The organism is Brevundimonas sp. (assembly GCF_046295075.1).
Classification (GTDB): Bacteria; Pseudomonadota; Alphaproteobacteria; order Caulobacterales; family Caulobacteraceae; genus Brevundimonas.
In genome coordinates, this window is record NZ_JBKBOC010000003.1 from 159,081 (window position 1) to 175,381 (window position 16,301).

General features: G+C 66.0%; 10 protein-coding genes. 7 read left to right on the top strand and 3 right to left on the bottom strand.

Annotated elements, in window-relative coordinates:
- Positions 1 to 28: 28 nt before the first annotated feature.
- A complete protein-coding gene (locus tag ACK4MH_RS04145; RefSeq protein ID WP_409715164.1) occupies positions 29 to 769 on the top strand; it encodes a sterol desaturase family protein in 741 nt (246 codons plus the stop codon).
- Positions 770 to 776: 7 nt separating this feature from the next.
- Here ACK4MH_RS04145 and ACK4MH_RS04150 read toward each other — a convergent pair whose 3' ends face one another.
- Both ACK4MH_RS04150 and ACK4MH_RS04155 read right to left on the bottom strand, forming a co-directional pair.
- On the bottom strand, positions 777 to 2,108 hold the full coding sequence (locus ACK4MH_RS04150) for a sigma-54-dependent transcriptional regulator (protein ID WP_409715167.1): 1,332 nt from the start codon (positions 2,106 to 2,108) through the stop codon (positions 777 to 779).
- Entirely contained in the window at positions 2,108 to 3,862 is a 1,755-nt protein-coding gene (locus ACK4MH_RS04155) for an ATP-binding protein (protein WP_409715170.1), read from the bottom strand. Before ACK4MH_RS04155 ends, ACK4MH_RS04150 begins: the two co-directional genes overlap by 1 nt.
- Positions 3,863 to 4,182: 320 nt before the next feature.
- Between ACK4MH_RS04155 and ACK4MH_RS04160 the strand changes: the two genes are divergently transcribed.
- From ACK4MH_RS04160 to ACK4MH_RS04175, 4 genes are all read left to right on the top strand, one after another.
- Positions 4,183 to 5,535, top strand: a complete 1,353-nt coding sequence (locus ACK4MH_RS04160) for a dicarboxylate/amino acid:cation symporter (RefSeq protein ID WP_409715386.1) — start codon at positions 4,183 to 4,185, stop codon at positions 5,533 to 5,535.
- A 103-nt stretch (positions 5,536 to 5,638) separates the two neighbouring features.
- Positions 5,639 to 7,036, top strand: a complete 1,398-nt coding sequence (locus ACK4MH_RS04165) for an OprO/OprP family phosphate-selective porin (RefSeq protein ID WP_409715173.1) — start codon at positions 5,639 to 5,641, stop codon at positions 7,034 to 7,036.
- Between the two features lie 138 nt (positions 7,037 to 7,174).
- Positions 7,175 to 9,736 (top strand): TonB-dependent receptor, encoded by a 2,562-nt coding sequence (locus ACK4MH_RS04170; RefSeq protein WP_409715176.1) that lies wholly within the window; start codon positions 7,175 to 7,177, stop codon positions 9,734 to 9,736.
- 10 nt (positions 9,737 to 9,746) lie between these two features.
- Positions 9,747 to 11,417, top strand: a complete 1,671-nt coding sequence (locus tag ACK4MH_RS04175; RefSeq protein WP_409715179.1) for an alkaline phosphatase D family protein — start codon at positions 9,747 to 9,749, stop codon at positions 11,415 to 11,417.
- Between the two features lie 74 nt (positions 11,418 to 11,491).
- Here ACK4MH_RS04175 and ACK4MH_RS04180 read toward each other — a convergent pair whose 3' ends face one another.
- Positions 11,492 to 12,844, bottom strand: a complete 1,353-nt coding sequence (locus tag ACK4MH_RS04180; protein WP_409715182.1) for an MFS transporter — start codon at positions 12,842 to 12,844, stop codon at positions 11,492 to 11,494.
- Between the two features lie 210 nt (positions 12,845 to 13,054).
- Between ACK4MH_RS04180 and cyoA the strand changes: the two genes are divergently transcribed.
- Positions 13,055 to 14,284, top strand: a complete 1,230-nt coding sequence (gene cyoA / locus ACK4MH_RS04185) for a ubiquinol oxidase subunit II (RefSeq protein ID WP_409715184.1) — start codon at positions 13,055 to 13,057, stop codon at positions 14,282 to 14,284.
- A gap of 13 nt (positions 14,285 to 14,297) precedes the next feature.
- Entirely contained in the window at positions 14,298 to 16,301 is a 2,004-nt protein-coding gene (gene cyoB, locus ACK4MH_RS04190; protein ID WP_409715187.1) for a cytochrome o ubiquinol oxidase subunit I, read from the top strand.

Sequence of the window (16,301 nt, forward strand, 5' to 3'; positions counted from 1 at the left end):
ATGTTTGGCCGTCTGTGCGCCCATGCTGATGGACCTGCTCGTCACGACCCTCGCGCTCAGCCTGATCATCGGCGTGCGCTATCTGCTGGTCGGCGTCACGACACACTGGTTGCTGTGGGCCGGGCCGGGGCGGGGGCGCCAGCTGAACCACAAGGCGCCGACCGGAAAACGCATCCGCGCCGAAATCATCGCCTCCCTGATCTCCTGCCCGATCTACGCCTTGCCGGCGGCTTTGGTGCTGGAGGCCTGGAAGCGGGGCGGGACGGCGATCTATGGCGATGTTCACGCCTGGCCGCTGTGGTGGCTGCCGGTCAGCTTCGTCGTCTATATGCTGGCCCACGACGCCTTCTACTATTGGGTTCATCGGGGGCTGCATCATCCGCGCATCTTCCCCTGGGCCCATGCCGAGCATCATCGGTCGCGTGACCCCAGCGCCTTCGCCTCCTTCGCCTTCGATCCGGCCGAGGCCGTCGCCACCGCCTGGTTCCTGCCGGCCCTGGCCTTGTTCGTGCCGATCCATTGGGGCGTGGCCCTGGCGCTGCTGACCCTGATGACCGCCACGGCCGTGTTGAACCACGCCGGCCGCGAAGTCTGGCCGGCGTCCTGGCTGAACCGCGCGCCGCTAAGTTGGTTCATCACCGCCACCCACCACGACGCCCATCACAAGCGTTTCAACGGCAACTACGGTCTCTATTTCCAGATGTGGGACCGCTGGGCCGGAAGCGAGATTGCACAGCGGCGCGACACTTCGTCTGATCGTCCGCGATAGCGCAGCTTCATCGGAAGGCGGCGGGTTTCAATCCATGGCGCTGGAGCTTGTCGTACAGGGTCTTTCTGGGAACCTGCAGTTCATTGAGGACGGCGCCGATGTCGCCGCGATGGGCGTTAAGGGCGTCACGCAGCAGTTCCGCTTCGAAGCGGTTCATCCTTTCCGGCAGGCTAAGGCCCTGCTCGTGAGGACGCGACGCGTCATCGAGCGACAGGGCGACGCGTTCTGCAAAGTGGGCCAGTTCGCGGATGTTCCCGGGCCAGTCGGCCTCGACCAGCAGACGCCGAACATTGTCGCCGACGGCTGGCGGTTCGATCCCGTGGCGATCGGCCGCGCGGCGCAGGAAGTGGGCGAACAGCAGGGGGATGTCCTCGCGCCGTTCGCGCAGCGGCGGCACGCGCAGCCGCACGACGTTCAGCCGGTAATACAGGTCTTCGCGAAAGGCTCCGGTGCGCGCCGCCTCGCCCAGGTCGATCTTCGACGAGGCCAGGATACGCAGGTCCAGGGCGCGGGGTTCGTTGGCGCCGATGGGGTGCACCTCGCGTTCCTCCAGCACCCGCAGCATCTTGACCTGGACGGCAAGAGGCATGCTCTCAACCTCGTCCAGGAACAGAGAGCCGTTATGCGCCCGCTCCACATGGCCGACGCGGCGACGCAGGGCGCCGGCGAAGGCGCCAAGTTCGTGGCCGAAAAGTTCGCTCTCGATCAATCCGTCGGGCAGGGCGCCGCAGTTGACCGCGACGAAGGCGGCCAGCCGGCGTCGGCCGCCGTTGTGAAGGGCGCGGGCGACCGCCTCCTTGCCGGTTCCGGTCTCGCCCTCGATCAGCACGTCCATTCTGGCGTCGGCGATCTGGGCGATGGTGGCGCGAAGGGCGGTGATGGCGCGGGACGACCCGGCCAGCGGCAGCTCCTGGCCGCCATCCGAGGTCATGGCCAGCAGGCGGCGGTTCTCCAGCACCAGGCCGCGTTTCTCCAGCGCCCGGTTCAGGCTGTCCTGAAGGCGTTCGAACGGGAAGGGCTTGGCGACGAAATCATAGGCGCCGTCCTTCATGGCCGCCACAGCGTCGGTGATGTCGCCGTGGCCGGTGATCATGATGACCGGCAGGCCGGGGTCCAGCGCCTGCAGGCGACTGAGCAACTGGCGCCCGTCCAGGCCGGGCATACGCAGGTCGGTGACGACGACGCCAGGGAAGTCGGCGTCGATCCCCCTCAGCGCCGGCTCGGCGCCGGCGAAGGCGCGCACGTCATAGCCTTCCAGCGTCAGGCGTTCAACCAGGGCCTGGCGAAAGTCGGCGTCGTCCTCGATCAGGGCGACGGCGTTGGGGCGAGCGAACTCCATCAGGCGATCCTCAGCGTGGCGACGAAGGTCGCGCCTTCGCCCTCGTCGATCAGGTCAAGCTCACCGCCGAAACCGGCGACCAAGTCGCGGCAGATGACCAGGCCAAGGCCCAGGCCATTGGCGCGGGTGGTGACGAAGGGGGTGAACAGCTGGGCGCGCACGGCGGGCGGCACGCCGGGGCCGTTGTCGGAAACGATCAGGCGGACACGGTCGCCCTCGCGTATGACCTTCAGCATCAGCCGTGGCCGGTCGCGGCCTTCCAGCGCCTCGGCGGCGTTCTTGACCAGGTTGACGATCACCTGTTCCAGCCGGAATTGATCGGCGCGCACCGTGACGTCGGCGTCGCCTTCGCGGATCAGTTCGACGCCGCCCTCGTCCAGCCGACCTCTGATCAGCAGCAGGGCGCCGTGAATGGCCTCTTCCAGCCGGACCACGCCGATCTTGGGGTCCGACTTTCTGGAGAAGACCCGCAGGCCTTCGGTGATGGCGCCGATGCGCTGGGTCAGGTCGCCTATACGCGCCAGGGCGCCGCGCGCCTTTTGCGGCTCGTCGCGGTCCAGCAGGACGCCGGCGGTTTCGGCCTGGGTCTGGATGGCCGCGACCGGCTGGTTGATCTCGTGCGCCACGCTGGCCACGATCTGGCCCAGGGCGGCCAGCTTGCTGGCCTGGACCAGTTCGTCGCGAAGCAATTCGCGAGCGGTCTCGGCGCGGCGGCGCTCCTCGATCTGGCGGTTCAGGGCGGCGTTGGCGTCGCGCAGTTCACGAGTGCTTTCGTCTATCCGCCGTTCCAGTTCCAACCGGGCGAGTTCCTCGGCGCGGCCGCGGACCAAGGCCAGCTGGCGACGGCGCAAAAGAAGCACGATCACGCCGCCTAAAAGGACAAGCACAAGCCCTGCAAACGCGCGGGCGGTCATGACCGCAGTCTCGATGGCGCCACGCGTCGGAGACAGAAGATGCAGGGTCCAGCCGGGGGTCTCGGTAGAGACTGCGGCGTGCATCCAGGTTTGCCGGGGGCCATCGACGGACGTCTGGACCAGACGCGGGTGATCGCCTGACGGAGTGCTGAAGGGGAGGGGGCCGAGAGCCTGGGGCTGAAGCGTCTGGTCCGTCAGCGTCAGGCGTCGGCGATGCGCATCCAGCGCCTTGGTCGTCCGAAATCGCCAGTCCGGCACGCTGGTGATCAGGACGACGCCTCCGGGATCGACGACGAAGGCCGGTTCGCCCGACGCACGCCATTCAGCCTCCAACGCGTTGAACTCGACCTTGACGACCACCACGCCCAAGGGGCGGGCGTCAGGTCCGTCCACACGGCGCGCAAGATAAAGACCGGGGCGACGCGAAACCGTGCCCAGGGCGAAAAACTCAGCCTGGCCATCGCGCATGGCGTTGATGAAATAGGGCCTGAAGCTGTAGTCCGCGCCGACGAAGCTCGTGGGCAGACGCCAGTTGCTGGCGGCTTGCGTTCGGCCATCGACCCCGATGACGTAGATGGCGGCGGCGCGTGTCTGGCTCGCCAGACCTTCCAGTTTTTTGCTGACGACATCGCCTGCAGCATATGGCCCGGCCGCCAGCAGGTCGGCGATGTCGGGATCTCCGGCCAGGGCGACAGGCAAGGAGCGATGTTTTTCCAGCTCGCTGCGCAGGACGGCGGCATGGAGCGCGGCCGCGGCATCGGCCTGGCGGGCCAGTTCTGCAGTGGCGTCGCCGCGGGCGGCCTCGCCTGCGCCGAATGCGATGACGGCGGTGATCAGCATCCACCCGACAGCGAGGGCCAGCCAAGTTCGTCGGGTCTGGTTTGCGCAGGCATCGATAGAAGCGGATGTCGTCATCCCGCCACTGTGCGGATTATCGCACTAACTCGCTAGTCCCTTGCGCGAAAAACCGCACCGAAACCAGGTGCTACGAAGGCGAAGTCAGAAAAAAAATTCGTTAAAACAATGGATTATTAAAGGTCGGGTCTCGGTTTCTGCCTATGGCCGAAATCACGGATTGTGGGTCGAACGGAGCGTGGCGAAGACCGCGCCCATCGAGGAAACCGCGAGATCGCGTTCTCGCCCATCAGGAGCCTATCGTGATCCAGATATCGTCAGAGGCCGCGCCAGTGGTCCGGAAGCCCTTCTATCGGCATCTCTACTTCCAGGTTCTCCTCGCCATTTTCGCCGGCGGCCTCATCGGGCATTTCTTTCCCACGTTCGGCGAGAGTCTGAAGCCGCTGGGCGACGCCTTCATCAAGCTGGTGAAGATGATCATCGCGCCGGTGATCTTCCTCACCATCGTCACCGGCATCGCGGGGATGCGCGACATCGGCCGGGTCGGCCGGGTCGCCGCCAAGGCCTTCGCCTACTTCCTGACCTTCTCGACGCTCGCACTGATCATCGGCATGATCGTGGCCAATCTGGTCCAGCCGGGCAACGGGCTGAACATCGATCCAGCCAGCCTGGATGCGAGCGCGGTCTCCAAATATTCCGAGCAGGCGCATGAGACGACCATCGTCGGCTTCCTGACCAGCATCATCCCCGACACCTTCGTCAGCGCTTTCTCCGAAGGCAATATCCTGCAGGTCCTGTTCGTCTCGGTCCTGTTCGGCTTGGCCTTGGCCATGATCGGCGACGTCGGCAAGCCTGTCCTGAACTTCCTGGAATCGATCAGCACGGCCTTCTTCAAGTTGGTCGCCATCCTGATGAAGGCCGCACCCATCGGCGCATTCGGGGCCTTCGCCTTCACCATCGGCAAATACGGCATCGGCTCGATCGCCAACCTGGCCGCGCTTGTCGCCACCTTCTATGCGACCGCCGCCATCTTCGTGGTCGGGGTGTTGGGCCTCGTCGGCTGGGCCAACGGCTTCAACATCCTGAAGCTGATCCGCTATCTGAAGGAAGAGCTGTTGCTGGTGCTGGGCACCTCCTCGTCCGAGGCCGCCTTGCCCAGCCTGCTGCAGAAGATGGAGCGGGCTGGCGCCTCCAAGTCCGTGGTCGGACTGGTCGTGCCGACGGGTTATTCGTTCAATCTGGACGGCACCAACATCTATATGACGATGGCGGCCCTGTTCATCGCCCAGGCTCTGAACATCGACCTCAGCCTTCAGGACCAGATCGTGCTGCTGCTGGTCGCCATGCTCAGCTCCAAAGGCGCGGCGGGCATCACCGGCGCCGGCTTCATCACCCTGGCCGCCACCCTGTCGGTCGTCCCGGCCGTGCCGGTCGCGGGCATGGCGCTGATCCTCGGCATCGACCGCTTCATGAGCGAGTGCCGCGCCCTGACCAACTTCATCGGCAATGCGGTGGCCACCATCGTCGTGGCCCGGTGGGAAGGCGACCTGGACCGCGACGCGCTGCGAGACGCCCTGAACGGCGCGCCCCGTCCGATCGCGGCTCAGCCCGATCCGGCCGCCGGACCCGGCGACAAGACGCTCATCACCGCCGACTAGGGCGTCTTCAAGAGGGCAGGCGGCGTCAGAGCGCCATCTGCCCTCGGCGCGCAACGCCATGCAGCGCTGACCAATCCCGCAATCGCGAATTTCAGGTAGATCTATGCACATTCACCGCTCTCTCGCGGCGGGTGTCGGCCTTGCCGCGCTCGCCACCTCCGCCTTCGCCCAGTCGGCGCCGTCCGCCGACGAGATCGCCGCTCTGCGCGCTCAGGTGCAGGCCCTGTCCGCCCGCCTCGAACAGCTTGAGGCCCAGTCGCGGACGGCGGTTCCGGTCCCGACCGCCCTCGCCGTCGCAGGATCCCCGGCCGCCGTCGCGCCGCGTCCGGTCCAGACCGCCGCCACGACGGCCGCGCCGGCTCCCGCGCCCGTCGATTGGGCCACGGGCCTGCCTGAACTGCGCAGCCCTGACGGCAGCTTCACCTTCAAGCCGCGCATCCGCGTCACGGCCGACCTGTCGACCACATTCGGCTCGGACTTCGATGGTCGCAATCTGACCACGACCGAGCTGCGCGGCCTGCGCCTTGGCGGCCAGGGCAAGATCGCCGGCGGCTTCACCTACTGGATCGAAGCCGACATCGCCGACAACGCCGTCAGCGTCGCCAACGCCTTCGTCGCCTATAACACCAAGATCGGCGGCCGCGACCTAGAGGTCTCGGCCGGCCAGCGCCTGAACGACCGCGGCGTCGAGGGCGGGACGGCGGAAGACGTGGTTCCCTTCCTGGAACGCAGCCTGATGGTCTCGACCATCGGCCCGGAACGCGGCGCCTATGGGGTCGGCGTGACCTCCAAACTGACCGGCAGCGTCTGGCACGCCTCGCTCTCGGCGACCGGCGACGCCATCAGCACCGGTACGACCAATGACAGCGTCACCCTGATGGGCCGCACCCACTGGTCGCCGTTCAAGACCGACGCCGGCTTCCTGCATCTCGGCGGTTGGGGCTTCGTCGAAGATTTGACGCCGAACGCGTCGATCGCCTCGCGCAGCCTGGTCGTCTCGTCGCGCGGCAATGATAATCTGCGTCTTTCGGGCGGAACCTACGCCGATCCCAAAGGCAGCAAGGGTCTGGGGCTGGAACTGGGCGGCGTGCATCGTTCGGGCTGGCTGATGGCCGAAGGCGGCAAGCGCGTCGTCGAGACCGCCGCCCGTGACTTCGATCAAGACGCCTACAGCCTCTCCGCCGGCTTCTTCATCACGGGCGAAAAGCCGCCCCTCTCGCCCCGCACCGGAACCTGGGGTCGACCCAAGGTGCTGAACCCGCTGGGGACCGACGGCTACGGCGCGGTCGAGATCGTCGGCCGCTACGACACCGCAGACTACAGCGACAACCCGACCGGCGGCGAAGGCGACACCTGGTTGCTGGGCGTCAACTGGTACCCGACGAACAACACCCGCGTCTCCGCCCACTGGAGCGCATGGTCGGTCGATAACCGCACCGGGACCTTCATCGGCGACGACAGCGGAAACACCGCCACCGTCCGCGTCCAGACCGCCTTCTGACGACCTTCTAGATCAGTAGGCGGATCAACCGTCGCCGCATCGTCTCGACCTCGTCGTCAAGGCGATGCGGGGATGTCGTCGCCCCGACATGGGCTCGGCGTAGGCACCTCCCCAGATTAGTCGAATCTGGGGGATCAGATGTCCAAGACCACATTGAAGACGCGCCTGCTGGCGGCCGCGACCCTGACGGGCGCCATGACGGCCGGATCGGCCGCATGGGCGCAGGAGCAGGCGCCGGTCAGCAGCGTCGAAGACGTCATCGTCACCGCGCAGCTGCGCGAGCAAAAGACGATCGACGTGCCGTTCGCCCTGACGGCCTATTCGGGCCAGTTCCTGGAAGACCTGGGCATTCAGGAGTTCGAACAGCTGTCGGCCTTCGTGCCGGGCTTCCTGGTTCAGAACCAGTCGCCGAACAATCCGGGTTTCGTGATGCGCGGCATTACCTCCGATTCCGGCGCTGCGACGTCAGAGGCCCGCGTGTCGGTGTTCCAGGACGGGGTGTCGATCTCCAAGTCGCGCGGCTCCTATGTCGAGCTGTTCGATCTTGAACGTGTCGAGATCGCCAAGGGGCCGCAGTCGACCCTGTACGGGCGCGGCGCCCTGATCGGCGCGGTCAATCTGGTGCAAAACCGCGCGCGTCCCGGCATGACCGAAGCCTATGCCAATATCGAGGCCGGCAACGAGGGCTATCGCATGGTCGAGGGCGCGCTGAACCTGCCGGTCGGCGACACCGCAGGCCTTCGCCTGGCCACGCGCCTGAAGACGCGTGACGGCTCGGTCGAGAACCTGCTGGGCGGCGAGGATTTCAACGCGATCGAGACGCGGGCTTTCCGTCTGTCGGGCGCCTGGACGCCGTCGGACGCGATGCGCTTTGACGTGATCGGCAACTATCAGAAGGACAACGCCTCGGGCACGTCGTTCAAGTCGATCGCCTATGCCCCGGCCGATCCGAACACGGGCGCCGTGCTGGGCGGCAAGGAACCGTGGGAGGGCGCGGCCCTGACACGCGGCGCGGCCTTCGACGGCGGCAAGGCGCTGGGTCTGGACCGCGAGGTCTGGGGCGTGACGGGTCTGGCGCGTATCGACCTGAACGCTGCCTGGAGCTTGAACGCGACCACGGCCTATCGCGAGTTCACCAACTACGAGACCTTCGACGCGGACGGCGTGTCCCTGCCGCTGCTGACCGCAGCCGAGGATACGCACGGCGAACAGTGGAGCCAGGACCTGCGCCTGGGCTTCGACAACGGCGGTCGCCTGACCGGCTTCGTCGGCGCAGGCTGGTTCCATGAAAAGGGCTATCAGCGCACCCCGACGCAGTTCGACGAGCGCCTGATCCTGGCGCAGCTGTCGGGCCTGCTGGACGGTTCGCCCACGACGGTCGGCGACCGGACGCTGCCGCTGGCCGAGTATGCCGGCATAGCTCAACTTGCTTTGGGCGGTCTGCTGCCAGCCAACGCCGCTCCCTTTGTTGGGCCTATCGCCGCCAATCTGAAGTCGGCGCATATCGAGACGCCGATCAACAGCTCGGAACTGACGTCCTATGACGTCTTCGCCGACGCCACATACGCCTTCACCGACCGGTTCGAAGTGTCGGCGGGTGTGCGCTACACGCGTGACGACAAGACGACGGGCTTCGCCAGTTCGGTGCAGAGCCGTTCTGTGCTCGGTGGCCTACTGGCCGTGCAGGCCTTGGGCGCGCGCGCCACAGCCTTGGCTCAGGCCGGGGACCTCGCCGGCGCCGGTGCGCTTCAGACGCAGATTGGTCAGCTTCTGCAGGGCCTAGCCACGCCGGGGGCGGCCAATCTGCCTCTAGCCAGCGGTTTGCCACTGTTCGGCCTGATCGCCCAGCCGACCGCCAACAACGGCGACTTCGCCTACTTCGACTCCGAGGATGACGGCGTGACCTGGCGTCTGACGGTGCGTTACGCCCTGAGCGACGACACGAACGTCTATGCCAACTATGCGCGCGGTCGCCGCCCGGAAGTGATCAGCGCCTCGGCCCCGTCGGCGCCGCAGGGATCGCCCCGGTTCGCGGCCGTGGATGCCGAGACGGTCGACAGCTATGAGGTCGGCGCCAAGTCGTCGCTGCTGGACGGTCGCCTGCGCGTCGATGGCGCGGTGTTCCTGTACGACTATCAGAACTTCCAGACGACGGTTCAGGAAGGCACGACCTTCATCGTCACCAACGCCGGCGAGGCCAAGTCTTATGGCTTCGAGACCCAGGCCAACTTCGCCGTCACGTCGAACTTCGACCTGTTCGCCACCTATGCCTACAACCACTCGCGGTTCGAGAACGGGATCTATGACGGCAACCAGTTCCGCCTGTCGCCGGACAACGCCGCCTCGATCAGCGCGACCTGGCGCCTGCCGGTCAGCGGCGGCGAGATCGCGGTTCAGCCGACCTACACCTGGCAGTCCAAGGTCTTCTTCAGCGACGACAACGACCTGCCGGCGCTGCAGAGCCGCAACATCGTGCCTGACCAGGTTCAGGACGAGTATCAGGACGCCTACGGCCTGCTGAACCTGCGCGTCCGCTACACCCCGGACTCGGGTGGCTGGGGCGTCGAGGCCTTCGGCGAGAACGTCCTGGACGAGGAATACATCAAGGACGCCGGCAATACGGGCGACGGCCTGGGCATGCCGACCTTCATCGCTGGACGGCCTGCGTCGTACGGCCTCGTGTTCAAGCTGAAGCTCTGAGGATCTGACGATGAAAATGGATCGCCGCAGTCTTCTGGGTCTCCTCGGCGCGGGTGCGGCGTCGCCCGCCGTGGCGCAGGCGACGAACACCGGATCGGTCGCCTTCCTGCACGGGGTGGCCAGCGGCGATCCCGACATGCGTTCGGCCGTCTTCTGGACCCGCGTCACCCCGGCCGATCCGTCGGTCGGGGAGGTCGCCGTGGTGCTGGAGGTCGCACATGACGCCGGGTTCGGCGACATCGTGCGCCGCTCGACCGGTCTGCGCGCGCGGGCCGAGCGGGACTTCACCGTCAAGCACGATCTGGATGGCCAGGGCCTGGAGCCGGGGGCTGAGTATTTCTATCGCTTCGTCGCCAATGGGGTGACCTCGCCCGTCGGGCGGGTGCGCACCTTGCCTGAGGGCGCGACGGCCGATCTGGCCTTGGCCGCGGTGTCGTGCCAGCTTTATCCTGGCGGCCTGTTCAACGCCTATGACGCCCTGTCGAAGCTGGATCGGCTGGACGCCGTCGTCCACCTGGGCGACTACATCTATGAATACGGGGCCGAGCCGTCCGACTATGGCATGGCGACGGGTGCAGCGTTGGACCGTGTTCCCCAGCCGCCGCACGAGATCGTCAGCCTAGCCGACTATCGGACGCGCCACGCCCAGTACAAGAGCGATCCCGACCTGCAGGCCGCCCATGCTCGCGCGCCCTTCATCTGCGTGTGGGACGATCACGAGGTGGCCAACGACGCCTGGATGATGGGCGCCGAAAACCACCAGCCGGAAACCGAGGGCGACTTCGCGACCCGCAAGGCGGCGGCGCTTCGGGCCTATTACGAATGGATGCCGATCCGCGAGCCCAAGGCTGGCGCGCTGAACGAAGCGATCAACCGCAGCTTCGACTTCGGCGACTTGGCCAGCCTGGTCATGGTCGAGACGCGGCTGCTGGCGCGGGGCGAGCAGATGACCTTCGCCGACATCCCCAAGACGGCGGAGGGCGCGCCGGATGTCGCGGCGTTCGAGGCCCTGCGCCAGGCGTCGGATCGCGACCTGCTGGGCGAGCGCCAGCGTCAGTGGATCGGCGAGACGTTGAGCCGATCCAAGGCGGCGGGCCGTCCGTGGCAGATCCTCGGCAATCAGGTGGTGATGGCCAAGATCAAGGGACCGGACATCTCGCGCATGATGCCGCCGGAGCAGATCCAGCAGATGCTGGCGAGCCTGGAGGACGATGTCCGACCGCAGATCGAGGCGGCGATCCAGCTGTTCAAGCTGGGCCTGCCGTTCAATCTGGACAGCTGGGACGGTTATCCGGCCGGGCGCGAGCGTCTGTATGAGACCTTTGCGGCGGCGGACGTCGCGCCCATCGTCCTGGCGGGCGACAGCCACGCCTTCTGGGTCAACGAACTGCATGACAGTGCAGGCGCGCGCCGGGCGGTGGAGTTCGGCACGTCCTCGATCTCAAGCCCGTCGCCGGGCGACCATGTCGGCGGCCTGCCGCTGGGCGTGGCGCTGTCGGCGGCCAATCCCGAGGTCAAGTTCTGCGACCAGACGTCCAAGGGTTATGTGCTGCTGACCATCACCCGCGATCAGGTCGTCGGCGAGCTGTGGGCCGTGTCGACCATCATGGCCAAACCCTACGAGCTGAAGAAGGTGAAGACCTTCGCCGTGTCGCCTCAGGGCGACCTGACGGAAGTGTGATCCCGCCATAGACCCAAACGAAACACGGCCCGCAGGCGACTGCGGGCCGTGTCTTTGCGTCGTGAACCGGCGGATCAGATCGCCTTGGCGCGTTCCTTGTCGGAGGAGCTGCGGGCCAGTTCGCGGTTCAGCCACAGGGCCACGAGGGTGCAGATGGCGCCGGACAGCAGATAGGCGCCGGCGGCGATCAGGCCGAACTGGCTGGAGATCCACAGGGCCGCCAGCGGGGCGAAGCCTGCGCCGAACAGCCAGGCCAAGTCCGAGGTCAGGGCCGAGGAGGTGTAGCGATGGGTCAGGCTGAAGCTGGACGCCACCGGACCCGAGGCCTGGCCGAACGACAGGCCCAGCAGGATGAAGCCGGAGATCATGAAGGTCAGCTCGCCCGCCGCCCCGCCGTTCAGCAGCTGCGGCGCAAAGCCCGAGAAGGCGGCGATGCCGGCGGCGGTGATCGCCAGCAGGGTGCGGCGGCCGTAACGGTCGGCCAGAACACCCGACGCCAGGATGGCGATCAGGCCGAACACAGCGCCCACCATCTCGATCATCAGGAAGCGCACAGGCGTCTCGTTGGTGAACAGGAAGACCCACGACAGGGGGAAGACGGTGACCATGTGGAACATGGCGAAGCTGGCCAGGGGGGCGAAGGCGCCGATGGCGATCTTGGGGCCTTCGGCGCGCAGGGCCTGCGACACGGGGGTGGGCTGAAGCTCGCGGGTCTCGAACAGCTTCTGGAAGGCCGGGGTCACCACGATACGCAGGCGGGCGAACAGGGCGACCACGTTGATGGCGAAGGCCACGAAGAATGGATAGCGCCAGCCCCAGTCCAGGAAGTCGGGGGCCGACAGGGTGTTCAGGAAGAAGGCGAACAGGGCCGAGGCGACCAGCAGGCCGATGGGCGCGCCGAGTTGCGGGATCATGGCGTACCAGCCGCGCTTGCCCTCCGGCGCATTCAACGCCAGCAGCGAGGCCAGGCCGTCCCAGGTGCCGCCCAGGGCGACGCCCTGGCCGATGCGGGTGAGGGCCAGCAGCACCGGCGCCCACATGCCGATGCTTTCATAGCTGGGGATGAAGGCGACCGACACGGTCGAGGTGCCCAGCAGCAGCAGGGCGGTCGTCAGCTTGGCGCCACGCCCGAACTTGCGGTCGATGGCGATGAACAGGACCGTGCCCAGCGGGCGGAACAGGAAGGCGAGGGCGAAGATCGCAAACGACAGCAGCGTGCCGCCCACCGCGCCCGCGTAGGGGAAGATCAGTTGCGGGAAAACCACCACCGAGGCGATGGCGTAAACAAAGAAGTCGAAAAACTCGGAAGTTCGGCCGATAATGACGCCGATGGCGATTTCGCCCGCATCCACCTTGCCATGGTGCGAGTTTATCTTGGCGGCGTCGCGTTCCAGCGACTCTGACGAGGGGGTCGTCGAGGCGGACATGGGCTTGGTCGCTCCGTGTGAGACAGGATTATCAGGCGTACGGCCGATTGCCGCATTATGACCGGGCGCCCTTTGCGATGAAAGCGGTCTCAAGAGGATAGGACAGATTGTCCAATGTCGTTCCAGAACGAAGCTGACTATCCCGCAGCCTACGAACGCCAACCGTCGCGGCGCCTCCCCATCGCCCGACGCTTTTCGATTGGATCCGCCTTGCGCCGTCTGCGCCTACTCCTGCTCGCGCCCCTCGTGGCCCTGCTGTCGGCCTGCAATCTGGTCGTGCTGAACCCTGCCGGCGACGTCGCCGCCCAGCAGGGCGACCTGCTGATGATCTCCACGCTGCTGATGTTGATCATCATCGTGCCGGTGATGGCGCTGATCGTCTTCTTCGCCTGGAAGTACCGGGCGTCGAACAAGGAGGCAGAGGCCGAGTATCAGCCCGACTGGGATCACTCCACGTCGCTGGAGCTGGTCATCTGGGCCGCGCCGCTGATGATCATCATCTGCCTGGGCGCCCTGACCTGGGCCGGCACTCACCTGCTGGACCCCTATCGTCCGATCGACCGGATCAAGCCGGGTCAGGCCGTCGACGAGAGCGTCGAGCCGCTGCAGGTCAATGTCGTCGCGCTCGACTGGAAGTGGATGTTCATCTACCCGCAGTACGGCATCGCCACGGTCAATGAACTTGCGGCACCGATCGATCGTCCGATCCGTTTCCACATCACCTCATCGTCGGTGATGAACAGCTTCTACATTCCCGCCTTGGCCGGTCAGATCTACGCCATGCCGGGCATGGAGACGAAGCTGCACGCCGTGATCAACCGTCCGGGCGAATACGAAGGCTTCTCGGCCAACTATTCCGGCGACGGCTTCTCCAACATGCGCTTTGCCTTCCACGGCCTGGACCAAGCCGGTTTCGACCAGTGGGTGTCGGGCGTGCGCCAGGGCGGCCAGACGCTGGATCGCGATCAGTATCTGGAGCTGGAGAAGCCCAGCGAGAAGGTGCCGGTCCTGCACTTCGGCGCCGTCGACGGCGCACTGTGGGACGCCATCCTCAACATGTGCGTCGAGCCGGGCAAGATGTGCATGGGCGAGATGATGGCCATCGACCGCCAAGGCGGCCTGAGCATGGCCTCGGTGCGCAACACCATGCCGCTGGTTTACGACAAATATGCCGGGCGCGGTAAGTCGCCGGCCTATTTCGGGTCGAACGAAAGCTACGTCATGACCATCTGCACGCCGTTGCAGGCCGAGGCCGCCGCCGCCGACCGCATGCGTCGCGCCGAACTGGACACCGTCGTCGGCCCGACCAGCCTGGAGCGTCTGACCGGGCAGGGGTTGTCGCCCAAGCAGACCCCGATGGCCTCGCTGATGACCTTGGCCCGCAATCCCTTCGCTACGGGGCCGGTTCCGACCGACATCCGTTCCGCCCCCAACGCCTGAGCGAACACAGTCGATGAACGCTGACCAACTCATTCCGCTAATCTTCGGGCGCCTCACGTGGGAGGCCCTGCCTCTGCATGAGCCGATCCTGGTCGTGACCATGTCCGTGGTCATACTGGGCGGCCTCACCCTGTTCGGCGCCCTGACCTATTTCAAACTGTGGGGCTATCTCTGGAAGGAGTGGTTCACCACCGTGGACCACAAGAAGATCGGGATCATGTACATGATCCTGGGGCTGATCATGTTCGTGCGCGGCTTCGCCGACGCCATCATGATGCGCATCCAGCAGGCCATGGCCTTCGGTGGGTCCGAGGGCTATCTGAACGCCCACCACTACGACCAGATCTTCACCGCCCACGGCGTGATCATGATCTTCTTCGTGGCCATGCCGCTGGTGACGGGCATCATGAACTATGTCGTGCCGCTGCAGATCGGCGCGCGCGACGTGTCCTTCCCCTTCCTGAACAACTTCAGCTTCTGGATGACCACGGCCGGCGCCCTCATCGTCATGGCCTCGCTGTTCGTGGGCGAGTTCGCGCGCACCGGCTGGCTTGCCTATCCGCCGCTGTCGGGCATCGGCTACAGCCCCGGCGTCGGGGTCGACTATTACATATGGGCGCTGCAGATCGCGGGGGTGGGGACGACCCTATCCGGCATCAACCTGATCGCGACCATCGTGAAGATGCGCGCGCCCGGCATGGGCATGATGAAGATGCCTGTCTTCACCTGGACCTCGCTGTGCACCAACGTGCTGATCGTGGCGTCCTTCCCGGTCCTGACCGCCGTTCTGGCCCTGCTGACGCTGGACCGTTATGTCGGCACCAACTTCTTCACGAACGACTTCGGCGGCAACCCGATGATGTACGTGAACCTGATCTGGATCTGGGGTCACCCGGAGGTCTACATCCTGATCCTGCCGCTGTTCGGCGTCTTCTCGGAGATCGCCTCGACCTTCTCGGGCAAGAAGCTGTTCGGCTATACGTCGATGGTCTACGCCACGGTCGTCATCACGATCCTGTCCTACCTGGTCTGGCTGCACCACTTCTTCACCATGGGCTCGGGCGCCTCGGTGAACAGCTTCTTCGGCATCACCACGATGATCATCTCGATCCCGACCGGGGCCAAGATCTTCAACTGGCTGTTCACGATGTACCGCGGGCGGATTCGCTTCGAACTGCCGATGATGTGGCTGATCGCCTTCATGCTGACATTCGTGATCGGCGGGATGACGGGCGTGCTGCTGGCGGTGCCGCCGGCCGACTTCGTGCTGCACAACTCGCTGTTCCTGGTGGCGCACTTCCACAATGTCATCATCGGCGGCGTCCTGTTCGGTCTGTTCGCGGCCATCAACTTCTGGTGGCCCAAGGCCTTCGGCTTCAAGCTGGACAAGAAGTGGGGCCTGATCAGCTTCTGGTGCTGGGTGCCCGGCTTCTGGCTGGCCTTCCTGCCGCTGTACGTGCTTGGCCTGATGGGCGTGACGCGTCGGATGCGGGTGTTCGACGATCCGTCGCTGCAGATCTGGTTCGTGATCGCCGCCATCGGCGCGGGCGTGATCGCCCTGGGCATCGCGGCCATGTTCATCCAGTTCGCCGTGTCGATCATCAACCGCGACAAGCTGCGCGACACCACGGGCGATCCGTGGGGCGGCCGCACGCTGGAGTGGGCGACGTCCTCGCCGCCGCCGGCCTACAACTTCGCCGCCACGCCGGTCATCCATGACGCCGACGCCTGGTGGGACATGAAGAAGAAGAACTATCAGCGCCCGCTGAGCGGCTACAAGGCGATCCACATGCCGTCGAACACCGGAACGGGCGTCATCATCTCGGGCCTTTGCCTGGTGATGGGTCTGGCGCTGATCTGGTACATCTGGTGGCTGGCGGCGATCAGCTTCATCGGGGTGCTGGCCGTCTCGATCGGGCACACCTTCAACTACAAGCGCGACTACTACATCCCTGCGGATGAGGTGCGCGCGACCGAAGAGGCGCGCACGCGCGCCCTGGCCGGAACGGAGGCCTGA

Excerpts from the sequence above, each read along its gene's own strand:
- cyoB (WP_409715187.1), top strand. The coding sequence starts at position 14,298 with ATGAACGCTGACCAACTCATTCCGCTAATCTTCGGGCGCCTCACGTGG.
- ACK4MH_RS04155 (WP_409715170.1), bottom strand. The coding sequence starts at position 3,862 with ATGCTGATCACCGCCGTCATCGCATTCGGCGCAGGCGAGGCCGCCCGC.
- ACK4MH_RS04175 (WP_409715179.1), top strand. The coding sequence starts at position 9,747 with ATGAAAATGGATCGCCGCAGTCTTCTGGGTCTCCTCGGCGCGGGTGCG.
- ACK4MH_RS04150 (WP_409715167.1), bottom strand. The coding sequence starts at position 2,108 with ATGGAGTTCGCTCGCCCCAACGCCGTCGCCCTGATCGAGGACGACGCC.
- ACK4MH_RS04165 (WP_409715173.1), top strand. The coding sequence starts at position 5,639 with ATGCACATTCACCGCTCTCTCGCGGCGGGTGTCGGCCTTGCCGCGCTC.
- ACK4MH_RS04145 (WP_409715164.1), top strand. The coding sequence starts at position 29 with ATGGACCTGCTCGTCACGACCCTCGCGCTCAGCCTGATCATCGGCGTG.
- ACK4MH_RS04180 (WP_409715182.1), bottom strand. The coding sequence starts at position 12,844 with ATGTCCGCCTCGACGACCCCCTCGTCAGAGTCGCTGGAACGCGACGCC.
- ACK4MH_RS04170 (WP_409715176.1), top strand. The coding sequence starts at position 7,175 with ATGTCCAAGACCACATTGAAGACGCGCCTGCTGGCGGCCGCGACCCTG.